Below are 18,903 nucleotides of genomic sequence, written 5' to 3'. Positions count from 1 at the left end.
AGATTGTTCAGCACATTTTTTGAAGTCTTTTAGATCAGACAGCCCCCATCTCCATATACAATTGCAGGAAATCCCAGTGATTCCAGCCCTCAACAATTTTTCCATCTTTTATCCTGGTGATGCTCACGCCGGGAAATGTATACGAGCGCCCGTCCGGTGACGATTTTTTATTTGCCGAAGTCTGAAAATCTGTACCGGTATGTGTGAAACGTGCTTCACAACGAGTTACTACCATATCACCCTCGGCAATCAGATCTTTTATCTCAATCTGAATATCCGGAAATGATTGGAGAAAACCATCATAGAACTTCTTGAAACCTGATACCCCTACGATAGGTTTACGATTCTCGTCGGGAATGCCATGCGGGATACAATCGGGTGACATCAGTTTGTCAATAGCAGATACGTTTTTATTGTTCCAGACTTCCTGAAACCAGGTTTGAACTACTTCAGTGTTAGTCATGATAGTTAAGATTTGGTGTTCTATGAAAGTTACTGAAACATATCATGTATACCTAAAATATCTAAGTTCGTCATTGCCTGAGAGTCAGCGCATCAGGAAGAAAGAGGCAATTTGACATTCAGAAAATCGTTTTTGCTTTATCCGTGTATCGCTAAGTTCAATCTATCCCTATGAAAAAGATTTGTCTTTTCGTTTTTCTCAGTGAAATATTCATGTCGTGTTCAAAAGACAATGACAGGAATTCGAATGGTGAATCGTCTGTTTTTGAAGCGAAAGTGAATGGTATTGATACAAAGTTTGACATCGAATCGGCATCACTTATCCACTCAAAAAATTATGACCGGAAGCGTATGGATATCACGGTTGCATCGATGGATAAGAAAACCAAACTGATACTTACACTAACACAAACGCCTGCACAGGGCCGGGGTATGTCGCTTAAAAATTACCCTATCCGCTTTGGATTAAGTGATGATCCCCTAACCACTGAACTGGATGAAAGCATTGCGCTAATAGATGGTCAGCTGATGCTAGGTGAACAAAAAGATAACGGTTATGCTCTTTTTCCTCATCCGCAAAAAGGAAATGTCATCGTGCTATCATGCGATGAAATTGTCTCTGTTATTTCAGGATCTTTCGAATGTAGTTTACTGAAACAGGGAGATGAGATAATGAACATCACTGAAGGAAAATTTTCAAACATCAGGTACCTGTTTTTGCATGAATAATTATTGTTCAGACAGCATTGTACGACTGAATAGATTGCTGCACAACAAAATCTTTTAATTAAAAAAGGCTGCTCTGGAAGAGTCAGCCTTTTTAATTTGAAGGAAAATTATTTTATAAAGATGCTTTGTCCGCAACTATCACTTCTTTTTCATAAGGACCTCTGAACGATTCTATATCCATCGGGAAATGCCTGGTATACCTGTTGGTCTGATCGAAAAGGTCTTTTAACCAACGCGCAGTCTGTTCAAATCCTTTTCCATCTTTTGCGTCAAAGTCGTTCAATACAAGTCCTTTTGCCTCTTTCATCATCATTTGCGGATCGTCAAGATAATAGTACAGTACTGCCAGGTTAAAGTAACTGGCGTACCTGATCTTACGGTCATGTTTTGAAGATGAAGAATAAACCCTTTTTATTTTTTCGAAGTAATCGATAACCGGTTTTGCTTCTTTCCTCAGACTATCGACGGGAGAATCAGCAGTCATCCTGAAAAAGATATCATTCAATTTAAGAAACGCCTGTCGGTGGGCGTCGTATTCCGGATGTTTCCTGCTATCGACGATCCACATATGATCATTTACATTAACAACCCGGTATCCGAAATTAGAACTGATCCTGTCGCTCAGGTTATGCAATGCATTATTCAGATTACTCTTGAAAAGATCTTTGGTGACTTTTATTGAATTCAGTAAAAAATATCCGGAGGCGATTTGCCTGTTGGGAAACTCAGGGCCACTGTATGTTTTCTTCGATTGTCTGGTGACCAGTTGTTCTTCCCTGATATGTGCACCTTTGTAATCGGTTATTTGTGCAGTGACCGCAAACGTATACACCACTTCCTGGCGATAATAAACTCTTTGGCCGGTAATTTTTCCGTTTTTGTCTTTTATCTGTTCTACTCTTTCTTTTACCTCAACTGCTTCCGGAAGAATATCATCCACTTTTACGTCGACTGTGATATGTCCTCTTGAAGAAAGCTTTTTCCATCCTTCAAGTTCAACAGTTTGTTCGGCATTCATTTCATTGATTATTGACTGCATCATTGATGTACCGGAAACTTTCACATTGTACGTCCGGTAATTGGTATCGAGTCGAATCTGTGGTAATGCCCGGAACTGCGCTGTGAAATTGTAACGATCCAGGTCGACTTTCTTTTGGGCTGTAGTTGCCAATGGCAAGACGATAACAAAGGCCAGAATGAAATTTTTCATGGTATGGAATACTTACCTATAAAACGTCTGGCGGAGGGAAAAATTTTAAGGAATTAATTCAACTAACTAGCGAATACTTAATGAGTTAGAAATTGTAATGGGTTTTTAATGCCAGTAGGGGATCGATTTGGCATAACTTTTTTCAAGGTGGGAAGACGAAAATCAAAATAATTGTAGCTGTTTTGCAGACTGATTTACGGCTGCAAATCCGTTACCAGTAATGGAAAAAACGGGAGATGCCTGGTCACGTGAAGCCACGATGATTTTTGTTGAACCGGCATAAGGAGAGAATGTTTTTTCAACAATTTCCGGGTGATTATTTTCTCTTGACAAATGTGACAGTAAAAGATGGCTGAGTTTTTTTGAGCGATGCTGCAGGAATAATTCGAGCGCCTGGGTATTGGAAAGATGTCCATGACCGCTGCGGATTCTTCTTTTTAAAACAAGAGGATAGGACCCTGTCTCCAGCATTTGCTCATCGTAATTGGTTTCGAGAAATGCTGCATCACATTTTTTAAAATAGTGAATCAGATTTTTACAAACCTTACCGATATCTGTAAAAATTCCAACAGTTAAACCCGAATAACTAACCACAAAGCTGTGCGGATCACAGCCGTCGTGAAATTTAGTGAACGGAGTAATATTGAGTTGACCCGCGGTGATGGTTTGTCCTTCTTCAAAATGGCGACAAAGATTCGCCTTCAATCCTACGCAATAGTTTGCTGTTTTGTTGGTGATGTAAACAGGGATATTAAATTTTGAAGAAAGTGTTGCTACGCCTTTTATATGATCGGTATGTTCATGCGAAATGAAGATGGCCTTTACACTTTTCAGTGACAGACCTAATGAAAGCATTCGTTTTTCTGTTTCCCTGCATGAAATGCCAGCATCGATCAGCACTGCACCTGTCGCGCAGCCGACATAATAGCAATTTCCGTTGCTTCCGGAATTGAGTGATGAGAAGAAGAGAGACATTGAAGAGTATAATGTGTAAAGTTAAACGTAAAACGTATAACGTCAAACGTAAGAGCCCGATGTTGAAAATTATTTACGGAAGTGGAAAGCCAATTCTCCATCTTTTTGTAATTGTATGCTCAACGTTCAACGTTCAACGTTTTACGTTCTGCGTTTCACCTCTTAGCTTCTATCATAAAACGCCGGCGGCTCGATATTTAATGACCTGAGATAAACATATCCCTGGCCGCGGTGATGAATTTCATTATCTATCCAATATTGTACGAATGAATATACCGGTCCTTTCCATTGACCAAAGGCAATATCATTTTCGATGAATCTTTCGTCGGCAGTTTCCTTCCACTCCCGGTTTATCTTTTCTGTTGTTTCATCCCAAAGTGAAAGTAGTTCTGCCTTTGTCGTTGGCTTTGAAGGGACACCTTCGTGTGCAAATTTCATCGATTTCCATTCACCTGTTCTAACGCCAGTTACACCCGGATGAGCCATTCCGATAAATTCTAAAACCAGTTCGGAGAAAGCACGCATTCCGCCGATGGAATAAGTGAAAAGTTTGTCTTCGGGGAATACTTCGATCATCCTGCGCGTCACCCGGCGATGACCTTGCCAGTGTTCGAGAAGTTCCGCAGGAGTATAAATAACGCCTGCTGTTTTTGGGCTTTTGTTGGTTTCTGTCTGTGTCATGATGAGATGATTTTGATGAATAATAATCAAAGTAAAACAGGGTGGGTGACAACCCTATGGCAGCCATTAAAAGTTAGAAGTTATAAGTAGAAAGTTAAAAGTAACAGCCGGCGTCCGGGAGGGTCGTCGTATTTCAAAAATGTCAAAAGATCAACGCTCACTTACTGGTTACCACCGGAGACTGGCTTTCAGAAAAGCTATTCAAATGGCTGAATAAAAAGGGAGTGGCGATTGTGCCACTCCTTGCATTTTGGGAAATCAATTTGCATTTTCTCTGGAAAAATTGCATCATCACACTTCTCACCTTATACCTCCGGATGTTTCCAGGGTCCCCGATAAGCTCTTCTCAGCTTCTCGGTAGCTTCAGGATCATTTTTTACAGTCCGGGTAACAGGATCATACACCAGTGGTCTTTTCAGTTCCATCGACATATTTGCGAGAATGCAGCTGGAAGTTGAGATATGACCCTCTTCGATATCTGCAACGGGTTTTGTTTTGTTGTCGATCGCTTTCAGAAAATCCAGCATATGCAAACGCGTTGCAGGTGCAGCATTTAATTCGATGTCCGCTTCTTTCAGATCCTCCGGATATTTTTCTTTTTCAAACACGCAATCAAAATGAATTTTTTCACCCTTGCCCTGCGGGATGAAATCAGCCTGCATGGTACTTCCTGACAAGGTGCCTTTGTCGCCAAATAATTTAAACGACCATGGATATTCGGGATCAGCAGGACCTCCCCAGGAACGATGTGTCCATACACAATTCAATTCTTCATATTCGAATAATGCACTTTGGGTGTCAGCGATATTACTCTTGCCGGATTTGTCTTCGAAAATTCCGCCCGTGGAACTGATGCGTATCGGCCATCCCAACTTGAGCATCCATCTCACGGTATCCAGCATGTGCACACACATATCCCCCATGATGCCATTTCCATATTCCATAAATGTTCTCCACCAACGCTTGTGTGGCAATCCATCGTACGGACGAAGCGGGGCAGGGCCCGTCCACATTTCATAGTCAAAATATTCAGGAACAGCTTCCACGGGAGGATTACCGTTTGCGCGCATATGATAATAGCAACACATTTCTACATAAGAAACCTTACCCAGTAATCCCGCGTCAACGATTCTCTTTTTTGCATCTATCAAATGTGGCGTGCTTTTTCTTTGTGTGCCTACCTGTACCACTTTGTTATATTTCCTTGCTGCCGCAACCATCGCCTCACCTTCGATAACATCAACACTTATCGGTTTCTGCACATACACATGCGCGCCGGCCTGTAATGCAGCAATGCACTGTAACGCATGCCAGTGATCAGGAGATCCTATCAGAACGATTTCAGGCTTTGTTTCTTCCAGAAGCTTTCTGTAATCGCTATACAGCTTCGGTCTTTTCTTAACCTTCTGCCTTGCTACCACAAGATCAGCTGCACCTTCAAGCATTTTTTTATCCGGGTCGCAGAGCGAAACAACTTCCACCGGTGCAACCTGCATCAGCCGGAAAAGATCACTTTTACCATACCAACCAGTACCGATCAACGCCACGCGACGTGGTGTTGACTGCTTGAAAAAATCCATTCCCTGAACTTCTAAAGCAGTGAGCGCAAGGGTAGCGGAAGCACCGCGCAGAAAATGCCTTCTGTTAATAGTCATATGAGCTGTAGTAAATAGTGTTTAATGTATCGTGACAATTAAAGATAAGTCAGAATTAAAAACAGGTGTTAAAATGATTGTAAGCCAGTTAATGCATATTTAAAAAAAACTGTTTTGTATCTTTTTCAAGCAGGTAAAAGTCGTTCAGATCTTTTAACCACTTTTTAATTCAAAAGTGAATAACTACTGGTGGTGTATTCAAATATTAATTTTAATTTCATTTGATTCGATTATCATCTGCCTCACCAACCACCGATTGAATTTTCCTCTCTCACAATTTTTTTTCTGAACGTTAGGGTATTTCTGATATCTAAAAAGGATTGTAATGAACTTAATTCTGTTAATTTCATTATCGGTCGCAAGTTTGCTGGCCGTGGTGGATTTTCTTTCCGGCAATAAAAAAATGTGGATACGGTTCAGCTGCTGTATCCTTTCCATTGTTTCATTAACCGCGGTCTATCTTATATACAAAGAGGATGCCGGGCGGCTAATTAAAAGCAGATCAGAAGCATCGAACTCGAAACAGCTTTTAGAAAAAGCCGGGACGGTAATGTCGGAGAATTCAGATATACTTTCCGGTGAGCTGGAAAAAATGCATCAGGCCATCATTTCGTATAAGAAATCCGACACAACGGTGAAGCATAGCCTGCTCCGACTGGAGCACCACGTCAGGGTTCTTCAAAACAGTTCCAGGCAGTTACAGGCTGAGATGAAAGAAGTTTATTCTGATAAATCGGCGGATTCGCTCTTTTTACTTCTGCCGGAGCCCTCCGGTGATGATGCCCGCAACTCAAATGTACAGGAGGTGTATTCGGAAGGGAATAATTAGGGGAGTTCATAGTTCATAGTTGTTAGTTGTCAGAAACAGCCAGGCAACAAATACATATATTCTGTCTCCAACTTTATTTAATTTTTGAATTTTAATTGCTGCAGCAACTCTTGATGTACTCGAATCAGTTTTTATTTTTTCAAACCCCAGTCGCAATAGGCAACAAGTGCCTTTCATACACGCAGGTTACGGAGATCTGCTGCCTCTTACAATTTTGATTTCATAGGGGGAGTTCTTAGTTCATTGTTCATAGTTCAGTTGAACAGCCGGGCAACAGGCAGCAGGCAACAGATACATTCATAAAGGCTGCAATTTTATTTAGGTATTGAATTTTGAAGAGCTAAAATCGTTTACTGTTTTGCATGCAATTTTGTTTTCAGTAAAATCAACTTCGAAAAATCATAGCTACTATCAGGGTATGCAGGTCGCGGAGATGAGTTGACTCCTGCCCGTTGCCTGCTCACTATTGCCTCTTTTCCACTATATTCGAACCCGATAATTTGTCATATATGAAAATGAAATTGCTTCCATTGGTAGCCTTAACTGCGTTAGCTTCTGTAATCATCAGTGCATCACCATTTAAAAAATCAGCTTTGCCTGAAGAAAAGTTAGAAGGCCGATGGGATATGACCCTCACCATCGACGGAAAGCCCCGCCCATCCTGGCTCGAAGTACAACATTCAGGAATAAAAACCCTTGTCGGGTATTTTGTGGGAACGGGTGGAAGTGCCAGGCCGGTTTCGAAAATAAATTTCAATGCCGGTAAGTTCAATTTTACAATACCTCCGCAATGGGATGAAGGAAATGATATGGTTATTGACGGGGAATTACAGGGCGATCGTCTCGTGGGTACGGTACTGAACCCGGATGGTAAAACTGTTCCTTTTACAGCTGTCAGAGCTCCTGAGCTTCGTCGTACCAAAGAACCGAAATGGGGAAAACCAATCACACTGTTTAATGGTAAAGACCTAACTGGCTGGTTACCATTGGGTCCGGACAATCAGTGGGTTGTTGAAAACGGTGTGTTACGAAATCCCAGGTCGGGCGTTAATCTTCGTAGTGAAAAGACTTTTGAAGATTTCAAGCTACATGTCGAAGTAAGAATTCCTAAGGAGAGTAATAGCGGAATATATCTGCGTGGACGATATGAAATCCAGATCACCGATAGCAAAGGACAAGCACCTTCAAGCGGTCTTATGGGTGGCATCTATGGATTTATAAAGCCGAGTGATAATATGGCGAAGGATGCGGGTGAGTGGAATGTAATTGATGCTATCCTGATCGGACGTATGGTAACGTTAACGATCAATGGAAAAACCATCATTACTAACCAGGAAATCCCCGGTATTACAGGCGGTGCGCTGGACAGCAATGAAGGCGAACCCGGGCCGATTTATTTCCAGGGTGATCATGGCGCAGTTGAATACAGGAATATCGTGATTACACCTGCTTTGTAGGCATACGATTTGATGCATTCTGATTTCAAAAGGAATCCGGCTGCATCATGGTGGAAATTCAAAAATTACCCGACAATAAAACATTAACAGAAAGCAGGTATGCGATAAGGCATGAGATCGTACATAGTGTCATACATGCGTTTGGCATTATGTTCGGTATCATCAGCATACCTATATTAACAGCATTGGCTGCGCACGAAGCAAATATGCGCGGTATAATCGGCGCGAGCATTTACGGTTTTTGCTTCCTGATGTTGTTTACGTTTTCAACACTCTATCATGCATTTCGTGAGAAGACTGTTAAACGAACGCTTGAAATCTTTGACCATATCAGCATTTATTTTTTAATCGCAGGAACATATACTCCGTTCCTGCTGATTTTTTTATTCAACAGTTTTGGAATAACGTTGTTAGCTGTCCTCTGGGGGTTAACCTTCCTGGGTGTGGTTTTCAAAATATTTTTGACCGGTAGGTATGAAATACTATCTGTAATAGTTTATTTTCTTATGGGATGGATATTGGTAGTGGGGGGGAAAAGATTTTTTCGCGCAATTCCTGCAGATGTGATGACTTTTATCCTGATTGGTGGTGGTCTGTATAGCGTTGGTATTATTTTTTATCTCTGGCAGAAATACAAATGGAACCATGCGATCTGGCATTTCCTGGTGCTTGCTGCTGCCGTTTGCCATTATGTAGCTGTGTTACTGGCGGTGTAATCTCAGGGAGTTTATAAATCATCATAACCGCGTTTCAGGCAGATATAGACAAGATATTCCTGCGGGATGATGGAAATTCCCGCTTTTCGCAACTTCAGGGTTTTTTGGTTCTCGAAAAAACTGTCTTATATCTTAGCACCTAACACTTTCATAGGCTCACGTTCAACTTTAAACGTTAAGCCCCATACATCACCTGACATCTTCCCACCATTTCTTAAACTGTTGCTGCCCATTCTTTAGATAAACAGGTTCGCCGATAATCGGCGTCACCAGCGGTATATGATAGTTGTTGTTTGCCACCGTTATTTTTCTCAGCGGATCATCCCATGCGTGGTTGGACATTGCAAATTTTGAGTTGTGTATGGGGAAAAGACGCTTCGCATGTAAATCTCTCGCGGCTTTCAGCACTTCTTCGGGAAGGAGATGAATGTATTTCCACTTAACATCGTACTGGCCATCTTCAAGTATTGCCAGGTCAAACGGACCAAACTTCTTTCCGATTTCTGCAAAATGTGTATCGTAACCACTATCACCGCCAAGGAAGAGTTTCATGTTGGGCGTCTCGAGAACAAACGACAGCCATAAACTTTTATTCCTCGTAAATCCTCTTCCTGAAAAATGCCTTGCCGGAGTAGTATTGATAATAAAATTTTCGGAGCGGTATTCTTCATTCCAATCCAGCTCAATGAATTTTGAAGGATCAAAACCCCAAAGCTCGAGATGCTCACCTACACCAAGACCAGTGATGATTAATTTCGCCCGGTCTTTTAACTGAACAACAGTTTTATAATCCAGGTGATCATAATGATCGTGTGTAAGAAAAAGAATATCGAGATCAGGAATGTCTTCTGAATGAAAAATATCCGCTCCCGGGAAAGCTTTGTTTGTACCCCTGAGTGGAGATGCATTTCCACTGAATACAGGATCAACCAGCATCCGTTTTCCAGCCAGCTGAATATAATAAGAAGAATGTCCGAACCAGACGAGTATATCTTCCTTCAGCTCGAATTTTCTCAGATCTGGTTTTATTGAAGGAATGACGGAAGCCGGTAATCGCCTTTTATCTTTTTTAAAAAAATACTGATACAGTACTTCGAGATAACTATGACCTTCTGCAAGTGCGGGTGTGTTGCTCAGATTTTGAAACTGTCCTTTGCCGTAGTTAGGAGATTTCATAATCCTGTCAAGTCTTTTACCCTCCGGAAGCCTGCCATAAATCGGATTCTTCATTCGCCTGTTTTTATGGTTCAAAGTAACAGATGGCCATTAAAAATGTTTGTCCGGTAAAATACATTGGCATACTATTTTGAACTGATGGCACGCACGGTCCGTTGAATCAATCCATTCAATTTTGACCCATCCAGCCACCGGGTTACAATCACGAGATCGTGTTCGTTATCGATCACGATATAATTTCCGCCAAAACCATTCGAGTAGTATACTTTTTGGGATACTCCTTTAAGTTCGTCTGTGAGATTAGTCCACCATAGCAAGCCGTAGCCTTTTTCAGCTGCTGAAGGTTGATGTGCTTCGTTCACCCATTGCGAAGAAATCACCTGTTGATCTTTCCATTTACCATTACGTAAAAAAAGCAAACCAAATCTACCCATATCATAACAGTTGATAAACAGACCGCCGCCAAAGTGGCCGCCACCACTGACCGATTGAACTGATAATCCGTCCATAGTCACAAATGAATTGTCGTAACCATACCAGCGCCAGGTAGTACTTGCACCAATAGGATCCATGAATTTTTCTTTCAGGACGATCGGTAGCGGCTTACGCCAGACCTGTAAAAGCGAGTAGGCGAGCAGGTTAACACGAACATCATTGTATTCGAATACAGTTCCTGGTGCATTCCGTTTTCTGTTTTTCCAGTCTTCGATGGTGCCTTCTTTCGGTGGCCGATCGGCCCAGTCGCAAAAACCAAACTGGCACCCGGACCAATCCGATGATTGTGTTAATAAATGTCTCCAGGTAATCAGACTGTTTGTTTTTTCATCAAAACTTCCATCCCATACATAAGGCTGCACACGATCATCGATATTTCTGATTAATTTGTTGTCTACAGCAAGACCTGCAACTGTCGACAAAAAACTTTTAGTAACACTGAATGTCATATCCACCCGCGATGGGTCGCCCCATTCAGCAACGATATACCCTTTGTGTATGATCAGTCCCGCAGCTTTACCTCTTGGTCTTACTGGGCCTGCAATCCGGAAATCCGGCTCATTTGTATATGCTTTTGAAATCGCAATGCGGAGATCTGTTTCCATCTTATTTTCATTGTTGATGGCGAACTGTATTACCGAATCGAGCAGTGCTGCGTTCATTCCAGATTCAGATGAATTCTTTTTTGCCCAGATACTGTCCGGATAATATTGATTCTGCGCAAGCACCATCGTATACACGAAGCCGGACAAACAAAAAGCGAGGATTGAGAGACATCTGGTCATAAACGGGAATTGAAATTCGGAGATCGTGTTTGTAATTGCGTACACGAATTTAATGAGCATGTTTCAATGAACGATAACTCAGGGATAATATAAGCAGATCAAAACCCTGACTAGTCCGAGTGCAAAGAGAAATTAATTGTGGAGGCATTGATAAGCCTTGTCTTTCAACTGCTGAAAGAATTTCGAACGATCCCTTTCTCCGGTACCGCTGATCATGATTGCGCGGCTGGCCAGCATATCAAAATTTTTGAACGCTTTCTCAGTGAATCGAGTATCACTGGTATGCATGGTATGCAGAATATTATAGGAGATGAATACAATTTTCGTTTGATCGAGCTGAACCATGATGGTATTGTTTCCAATGATCAGTTCGTTGATGAAAAACTGGAAGGGTGCCCGGTAACTGAGATCGGTTCCACCGGGGAGAAATTTCTGACCTTTCTCAGCCTGCTGCTGGAGATGCTCCAGCATTTCAATCAAGGATTCAACAACACGTACAAGATCATTTCGAGTTGCAAATACACCTGCCGTGCGATAATACTCTATTTGACTAATGGTACTATTGATACTCTCGTAATTCCATAACTCCATTGAAGGAATCTCATTGTACTCACGCAAAATCTGCAACCCGAATTTGTAATATTCTGCTGATTCCGCATCGTCCATGCTGAATTTCCGCTGGCTGAAAACCGGATCATTTAAAATTGATCTTGACCAGAAAAAAGATTTGAAAGCAGCCATTGCCGGGAAAAGATAGAAATGAAAAATCGGCGCGTCCTTACTGAGGTATAACATTTTTCTTTCACGGAAACTGTTGAAATATTTTAATTGATTCAATAGGCCATTGATATAAGAATTAAAATCGATCTTGTCGTAATTGAGTTCGTTTGCAGTGAATACAACCGAATCATTTTTGAGTTGGAGTATCTGATCAAGAGAAAGCTTGAAATGATTGCAAAGTTTTTGGAGCTCAGAAAAACTTAATTCCGTTTCACCCCTGATCCTGCGGTACGCACTATCATTCCCGATATTTAATAAGCTACTTATCTCGTCAGTAAGTGAAAGGTGTACAGGAAGAAAGGATTTAATATGCGAGAAAAGTTTCTGCTGAATTTCATTGTTTACCATAACGGGGGTGTACTATTTACCGGTCAGTTCACAGGTTCATCAATATTTCAGTTCATTTATTTTCATGACTTTCTCTTACCCTGTCTCTCAACCGGTTGAAAAATTGTCTTCTTAGTTTTTCGCCTGTTCCACTGATCAGGTCAGATCTTTTCATCACCTCCTGTATTCGCTGTTTAACATATGTACAGAATTCAGGATCCTCTGTACGCAGGTAGTTCATTATACTGTGATTGATATAGGCCATCCAGTGTTCGCCGGCACGCACAAGAATATTGTTGCCCCCATGCATGAATTCATTGATGTATAAGTTGAAGCGTCCGGAGTGTTCATCAGGCGCCTTGCCGCTGAAAAATTTCTTACCTGCATCAGCCTGCATTTCGATGTGATCAATCATCCTGATCAACGCATGATATAATTTACTCAGCTCCGAAGGGTCAGAAAAAAGTTGCAGTTCTCTCAGATAACGAAATTGCTGAAGAATCTGGCTGATGTTTTCAAGCGACCATATTTCTGTGCCATCGATTTCCGTAAAACTCTTCGCAGCTTTTACACCCATCCCACTGTATTTGTTCAACTCATCATTGATAGCGAATTTCAGTCGCTGATAGTCAGGATGACCAAACACAGACTTCATCCAGTAGAAATATTTAAATGCCAGTAATTCGGGGAACTGGTAGAAGTAAAAAATCGAAATATCTCTCGTAAAAAAAAATAATTCTGCAGATGATGATTTTTTTATCTGGCTGAGTTCGGCAAAATGTAATTCGAGTTGTTCATTAAAACTCAGGTTACCTTCGCCGATACCATGATCCTGGAAAAGGTAATTCTGCGATTTCTGATGCATCAGTTGGTCAACAGAAATCCCAAAACGAACACAAACACTTTGAACTTCTTCCAGTGTAATGGTTTTCTCACCACGCATCCTTCTGTAAGCACTGTCCTGGCTGATGTTTAATATAGTAGCCAGTTCGCTTACCAACGACTTGTTTGCAGGGTACCTGCTTTTGATTGTGTCGAAAAGTAATTGCTGTATGGACTGCTGGCTCATGGTTTGGCGGAAATCCCGATTTATTAAAATCGCTTTTGCGAAAATTACTAATCACACTAAAAGTAGTATGATTTTTTGCAAAATACCCCCGCGTTTTAACGGCATGGCCTTTTGAATGGACAGTTTTCACCAATTCCTGACCGGAAAGCGCAAAAGGCAGTTAGGGTTCGCCTTTCAGCGACAATAGCTTTGAGTCAGCAAACAAATTGATCTCTCCCGGAAACTTCCAAATCTAACCCGCGTGAATGGAAACATGTAAAACTTCTGTTATGAGAAAGATGGTTGTCAACTCGCTCGCGATCTTCCTGACGGTCAATAATTCCATCGCACAGAATACTGCCTATGGAATTCAGGGTGGACTAGTCATATCAAATATCTCTTGTAATGCTGAGACCAGTCATGGCCACACAACCTATCTCACCGGGTTTTCCGGGGGGGTCTATACAGATTTACAGTTTTCAGGACATCTTTCATTTCAACCCGGATTAAATTTTACAACCAAGGGGGGATATGAAAAAACAAGTGATACTATTGGTGAACTCCGGATAAGAACCCGGACAAATTATATAGAGTTCCCTTTCAATCTGGTTTATCATTTTAAGGAAAAGCAATCGGGATTTTTTACTGGTGTCGGTTTATCACTTGCTTTTGGACTTACCGGCAAAATCGACTATGACTGTAAAGAAAATAGTAATGTATGCACGGACAGATCTGAAAAAGTAAAGTATGGCCTGTCCGAAACTGACCATTTTAAGAGCCTTGATTGTGGGCTCAACATGATTGCAGGTTATGGTTTTCGATGCGGTGTTACGATGAATGTGACTTACTGCTTAGGATTGGCAAACATAGCAACGCTTGAAGGACTACGAAAAACAAATACCTACTTCGCTCTGAAAATCGGGTTTCTGCTCAGACAAAAACACTAGAGTTTTAATCACCTAATATATAGAAACAATGAAAAAGTTCAATCTGCTGCTAACAGCAGCCATGGCATTCTTTTGCAATTTGCATGCACAAAAAACAAATGTTGGTCTTTTCGCAGGTCCCGTTTTTGCCAAAACTAATATGAAGGTTATCGACGAAAAATCGGATTTTACATTTCTTCCTGGCATTTATACAGGTGTTTTCCTGGATATGCCAGTTGGTAAAAAACTGACTGTTCAGTCCGGAGTTAACTATGTACAGAAAGGATTTATGGAAAAATTCGATGACGCCAAGGTAACAATGCGTCTGCATTATCTTGAAATTCCCGTTAACCTGGTTTGGTACTCAGCCTTACAACAGAAGGGTTTTTATGTTGGCGCAGGACCCTCGTTTTCTTTTGGTGTTGCCGGCAGAGCAAAATATAAAGATGGTGGGGAAGAATATTCAGAAAAAGTGAATTTTGGTGAAGATGATGATATGAAAGGCGCTGACATCGCGGGGAATGTCACTACCGGATATACATTCGAAAATGGAATTAGCTTAGGTGCTGTTGCCAATTTTGGATTGATAAATCTTGGAACTTCAGCAGATACAAAAATCCATAACAATTATTTTGCTCTTAAGGTGGGATATGTTTTCAGACAAAAATCAAAATAGAAAACTGTAAAATCTGTACGAATAAAAACGAACCACGGGTCTCTTGCAGCAGTTGCTAACCTCAGCGGCAACCGGAAATTTTCCGGTTTTCCGCGTTTATGCAAGTCGTCAAGTTTTATTGAATTGACTTAACTATATCCATCAGTTGGATTTCAGAGTGCGTTCAAAAAGTTTGTATATCCTTTTGTACTCATCTGTCCAGCTGCTTGGTTCAACAAAACCGTGATCTTCCATAGGATAGGAGGCCAGCTCCCAGTTGTCTTTGCCAAGTTCAATCAGTCGTTGCGCCAGCTTAACAGCATCCTGGTAATGTACATTCACATCAACCATACCATGGCAGATCAAAAGATTTCCTTTGAGACCGGAAGCAAAATAATAGGGTGAGCTTCTCCGGTAGGCGAGGCTGTCCTGGGCTGGTTCATTAAGAATATTTGCTGTATATCCCTGGTTGTAATTTGCCCAGTCGGTTACCGGTCGCAATGCAGCTCCTGAAGTAAAAATGCCGGGTTCATTGAACAAGGCCATCAGCGTGATAAATCCCCCATACGATCCCCCATAAATACCAATGTTTTTAGGATTGACACCATATTTGCTGACGAGGAGTTTTGCTGCATCGACATGATCGCTCAGATCTTTTCCACCCATATGGCGATATATTCCTGTTCTCCAGTCGCGGCCGTAACCTGCACTACCGCGATAATCGATATCAATGACCGTATACCCGTTATCAGCCAGCAAATTGTGAAACATGTATTCCCGGAAATAACTGCTCCACCATTTGTGCGCATTTTGCAGGTAGCCGGCACCGTGAACAAAAATAACTGCAGGCTTCGAAGGATGCGGATGTGCAGGCTGATACAACCTCGCCCAGACTTCAGCTCCGTCTGCTGCTTTAAAACTGATGAGCTCGGGATCGCGCCAGGAATATTTTTTGAATTCTTCGCTCTGCGCGATGTCAGTGATCTGTGTTGCTGCAGATCCGGGTTTGTTTTCCTGGATATACAATTCCCAGGGCTTGTTAGCATATGAATAAAGAATGGCCAATTGTTTCTGATCGGGCGAAATGGTAACCTGGTTAGCACCCGTCATGGTGGTGATGCGCTCCTTTTTACCATCGGCTATTGTTAACCGGTAGTAATGCTTTTCACCTGGATGCACTTCGTTGGTAGTAATATAGAAATATTTTTTATCGAGACTGAGGATCGCCTGCTGTACTTCATATTTCCCGGAAGTGAGCACCATTTTTGATTTTGTTGATTGATTCCAGATGTATAGGTGAGAATATCCGGTGACTTCCGATTGGAACCAGAAATTGTTTTCGTCAATCCATCCGGTACTTCTGAAAAATCCGATGCCGGGTCCACCGATCCAGGCTTCGTCGCGCTGACGATCAATTATACTAAGTTTTCTTGAGGACGTGTCCCAGGAAAGCAGCCAGCGATCTTTGTTGTCCTGAGCGCGGATATCCAGGATGGCGCATTTTCCCGAAGTCGACCATCTGATTCCCGAAACATCCACATCGCGGTTCACGGTTTTTTCTTTTGCCTTTTCGAGTAATTTCGGGTAGTCCTTTACGTAATCAGGCAAATCATGGATACCGGCAATCGAATCCATCCTGATTGCGTACACAGTATCACGTACAGCATCGTATATAAAAAAGTTCGACTTGCCCTGCGGAGCTCCGACTTTTGTCCGACCATTAATATCTGTTGTAAATCCTGATTCTGTTACGAAGGATGGTATGATAGTTCTTTTAGCGCCTGTTGCTGCTTTGAATAAACTGTAACTGATAAATCTTCCGTCAGGGCTGATCTGTAAACCCAGTATCGTTTGATCTTCAGTATAAATGGCTTTGGGTTCACGCATAACGGGAAGTGATTTAGTCCAGGCTTCCTGTGCATCCCGGTTTTCTTTTCGTTGCTTTAATACTTCAAATTGTTCCAGCTGATCGCGCTCGAGCCAGGTTTCCTGTTCATTTGGTTTAATTGATTTTCCGGAAGGCGGAGCGGTGCCTTGTCTGAAATTTGTGAGTTGAGTGTATGTGCCGGACGCAATCGTCCATGAATACAATTGCCGGTCTTTTTGAAAGACAATTTTTGTCTCGTTGAAGCTAAAATCAGGCGCCGATTCAGTGTCCGAGGTTTGAGTGATTTGTTTTGTTAAGCCGGTTTTTTTATCGTGATAAAAAACATCTCCATTGAAAGTATAGGTATAGGCAGTACGTGCCTTATTGTACATGCGGACACCGGTCAAATTAATTGCTCTGGTTTGTTCTGGCGTGGCTTTCTGCGGTTTGTGATTTTTCAGAGTAAAAAAGTACAGTGAATCTGAGGTGGCTTTTTGCGGATTCCAGCGGAAATATATAGTCTGACCGTCTTCGCTCCATTCCGGGTCAGAAGGTGAAGTGCCGATCCATTTTGGATCCTGCATGATTTTTTCGACCGTTAGTTTAACCTGCGGGAAAATCGATAGGGTAGATATCAACGCCATCAGCGTAAAACAACATTTCAACATTTTCAAAAATTAAAGGGATAAATATATTGATAAAAAATGTTGATGCGCGGGTGAAATGATGAGTAGTGTTATCCAGTCAATGAACCTTTATTTAAAGAGTCATTTATTGGAAAATGGGGGCAATATGATTATGCGATTCTCCTGCTATATCGGAGTTACGGCTTTTGACAGGACGCTCCTACGGAGCGATGAATCGGTTCGATGTTCGACATTTCTTGCTACAAACAGGTCGCTCCGCCGGAGCGGAAGAAATGGTGTCGAGTTCCTTATTAAATGCAATTATTTCTTAAAGGTTTTTAAGGACTTTTAATCGTTTTTAAAAGATTGGGTTGAAAACAGACATTTACTCAAGTCTATTTTATTCAGGTTGAAAGGTGTTCCTTTTAGCAACAGAAGGTATCGGCTATTACAGGATGTTTTTTGCTGAACGCCGGGCTGTTTTCCTGTTTGAAATGCCTGCTACAGACAGGGCGCTCCGATGGAGCGGAAGAAATGGTGTCGAGTTCCTTATTAAATGCAATTATTTCTTAGAGGTTTTTAAGGACTTTAATCGTTTTTAAAAGATTGGGTTGAAAACAGACATTTACTCAAGTCTATTTTATTCAGGTTGAAAGGTGTTCCTTTTAGCAACAGAAGGTATCGGCTATTACAGGATGTTTTCTGCTGAACTCCGGGCTGTTTTCCTGTTTGAAATTCCTGCTACAAGCAGGGCGCTCCGATGGAGCGGAAGAAATGGGATGTACTACATATTTGTATTTGGGGGATTCAATTTTTAAATTATTTTGATGAAAACTGATGAGAGACGGTTACGTAAGTTTATAACAATCATTTTATAAGCTGATGCTAAAATTGCGACGTATCTTTCTATAAGTCCTTGCCTTTTCCTTCATGGGAGCATCCTGTTTGTAGAAATATTTATCTAAAACAAGCATCATGTTTGAAGAAAAAATAACCAGGAGGGCACCCCTTTTATCGCTCCGTCAGGATTGTGCAGTGAAATGAACATCAGGATTTAAAACTTCTCCTGCGAAGCACAAAAGAAAAACCTTGCAGTCAAATTTTGAATTACTAAAGGACCTGCCTTTTGCTCCGGAGGAGCATCCTGTCTGTAGAAATATTTATCTAAAACAAGCATCATGTTTGAAGAAGAAATAACCAGGAGGACACCCCTTTTATTGCTCCGTCAGGATTGTGCAGTGAAATGAACATCAGGATTTAAAACTTCTCCTGCGAAGCACAAAAGAAAAATCTTGCAGTCGAATTTTGAATTCGTATGGAACTGCCTTTTGCTCCGGAGGAGCATCCTGTTTGTAGAAATATTTAAATCAAGGCGACCCAATTTATCGCTCCGTCAGGAGCGTCCTCACATCCGTAGGATATATTCGAAATCCGGAGATTTTTCCCGCAGTTCAGGAGAAAAAAAGCAATCTATCAGTTAGGAGATATTTAGAATATCGGCAAA

The 18,903-nt window shown here is 41.5% G+C and carries 16 protein-coding genes; 6 read left to right on the top strand and 10 right to left on the bottom strand.

Features of this window, described 5'->3' with window-relative positions:
* Positions 1-34 precede the first annotated feature (34 nt).
* Positions 35-463 carry an ester cyclase gene (locus P2W82_RS04590; protein WP_336514666.1) on the bottom strand — a complete coding sequence of 143 codons (429 nt, stop codon included), beginning with the start codon at positions 461-463 and terminating at the stop codon, positions 35-37.
* A gap of 170 nt (positions 464-633) precedes the next feature.
* Between P2W82_RS04590 and P2W82_RS04585 the strand changes: the two genes are divergently transcribed.
* Positions 634-1,191, top strand: a complete 558-nt coding sequence (locus P2W82_RS04585; RefSeq protein WP_336514665.1) for a hypothetical protein — start codon at positions 634-636, stop codon at positions 1,189-1,191.
* Positions 1,192-1,303: 112 nt separating this feature from the next.
* Here P2W82_RS04585 and P2W82_RS04580 read toward each other — a convergent pair whose 3' ends face one another.
* The 4 genes from P2W82_RS04580 to P2W82_RS04565 all read right to left on the bottom strand — a co-directional run bounded on the left by P2W82_RS04580 (position 1,304) and on the right by P2W82_RS04565 (position 5,712).
* Entirely contained in the window at positions 1,304-2,401 is a 1,098-nt protein-coding gene (locus P2W82_RS04580) for a hypothetical protein (RefSeq protein WP_336514664.1), read from the bottom strand.
* Between the two features lie 162 nt (positions 2,402-2,563).
* The gene (locus P2W82_RS04575) at positions 2,564-3,376 is read right to left on the bottom strand and encodes an MBL fold metallo-hydrolase (protein WP_336514663.1); all 813 of its coding nucleotides are present in this window, start codon (positions 3,374-3,376) and stop codon (positions 2,564-2,566) included.
* A gap of 162 nt (positions 3,377-3,538) precedes the next feature.
* A complete protein-coding gene (locus P2W82_RS04570) occupies positions 3,539-4,057 on the bottom strand; it encodes a DinB family protein (RefSeq protein WP_336514662.1) in 519 nt (172 codons plus the stop codon).
* Positions 4,058-4,362: 305 nt separating this feature from the next.
* Positions 4,363-5,712: a Gfo/Idh/MocA family protein gene (locus tag P2W82_RS04565; protein WP_336514661.1), complete on the bottom strand. Its 1,350-nt coding sequence runs from the start codon at positions 5,710-5,712 to the stop codon at positions 4,363-4,365.
* A 325-nt stretch (positions 5,713-6,037) separates the two neighbouring features.
* Here P2W82_RS04565 and P2W82_RS04560 point away from each other — a divergent pair, with 325 nt between their 5' ends.
* From P2W82_RS04560 to trhA, 3 genes are all read left to right on the top strand, one after another.
* A complete protein-coding gene (locus P2W82_RS04560) occupies positions 6,038-6,541 on the top strand; it encodes a hypothetical protein (RefSeq protein ID WP_336514660.1) in 504 nt (167 codons plus the stop codon).
* A 509-nt stretch (positions 6,542-7,050) separates the two neighbouring features.
* Entirely contained in the window at positions 7,051-7,998 is a 948-nt protein-coding gene (locus P2W82_RS04555; RefSeq protein WP_336514659.1) for a 3-keto-disaccharide hydrolase, read from the top strand.
* Between the two features lie 47 nt (positions 7,999-8,045).
* On the top strand, positions 8,046-8,714 hold the full coding sequence (trhA, locus tag P2W82_RS04550) for a PAQR family membrane homeostasis protein TrhA (protein ID WP_336514658.1): 669 nt from the start codon (positions 8,046-8,048) through the stop codon (positions 8,712-8,714).
* Positions 8,715-8,903: 189 nt separating this feature from the next.
* Here the strand turns inward: trhA and P2W82_RS04545 are convergent, their stop codons facing one another.
* The 4 genes from P2W82_RS04545 to P2W82_RS04530 all read right to left on the bottom strand — a co-directional run bounded on the left by P2W82_RS04545 (position 8,904) and on the right by P2W82_RS04530 (position 13,346).
* Positions 8,904-9,944, bottom strand: coding sequence for an MBL fold metallo-hydrolase (locus P2W82_RS04545; protein ID WP_336514657.1), 1,041 nt, complete (start codon positions 9,942-9,944; stop codon positions 8,904-8,906).
* Positions 9,945-10,015: 71 nt separating this feature from the next.
* Positions 10,016-11,170, bottom strand: a complete 1,155-nt coding sequence (locus P2W82_RS04540; RefSeq protein WP_336514656.1) for a serine hydrolase domain-containing protein — start codon at positions 11,168-11,170, stop codon at positions 10,016-10,018.
* A 132-nt stretch (positions 11,171-11,302) separates the two neighbouring features.
* Positions 11,303-12,298 (bottom strand): hypothetical protein, encoded by a 996-nt coding sequence (locus tag P2W82_RS04535; protein ID WP_336514655.1) that lies wholly within the window; start codon positions 12,296-12,298, stop codon positions 11,303-11,305.
* 52 nt (positions 12,299-12,350) lie between these two features.
* Complete coding sequence (locus tag P2W82_RS04530; protein WP_336514654.1) at positions 12,351-13,346, bottom strand: helix-turn-helix domain-containing protein; 996 nt, start codon at positions 13,344-13,346, stop codon at positions 12,351-12,353.
* A gap of 269 nt (positions 13,347-13,615) precedes the next feature.
* Between P2W82_RS04530 and P2W82_RS04525 the strand changes: the two genes are divergently transcribed.
* Positions 13,616-14,272, top strand: coding sequence for a porin family protein (locus P2W82_RS04525; RefSeq protein ID WP_336514653.1), 657 nt, complete (start codon positions 13,616-13,618; stop codon positions 14,270-14,272).
* A 28-nt stretch (positions 14,273-14,300) separates the two neighbouring features.
* Positions 14,301-14,927 (top strand): porin family protein, encoded by a 627-nt coding sequence (locus P2W82_RS04520; protein WP_336514652.1) that lies wholly within the window; start codon positions 14,301-14,303, stop codon positions 14,925-14,927.
* A gap of 141 nt (positions 14,928-15,068) precedes the next feature.
* Here P2W82_RS04520 and P2W82_RS04515 read toward each other — a convergent pair whose 3' ends face one another.
* Positions 15,069-17,441, bottom strand: a complete 2,373-nt coding sequence (locus P2W82_RS04515) for a S9 family peptidase (RefSeq protein WP_336514651.1) — start codon at positions 17,439-17,441, stop codon at positions 15,069-15,071.
* Between the last annotated feature and the right edge of the window lie 1,462 nt (positions 17,442-18,903).

This window comes from Pollutibacter soli (assembly GCA_029269725.1).
GTDB classification, from domain to species: Bacteria; Bacteroidota; Bacteroidia; order Chitinophagales; family Chitinophagaceae; genus Pollutibacter; species Pollutibacter soli.
The sequence above is the reverse complement of the archived record's forward strand: the minus strand, read 5'-3'. Positions and strand labels throughout refer to the sequence as shown.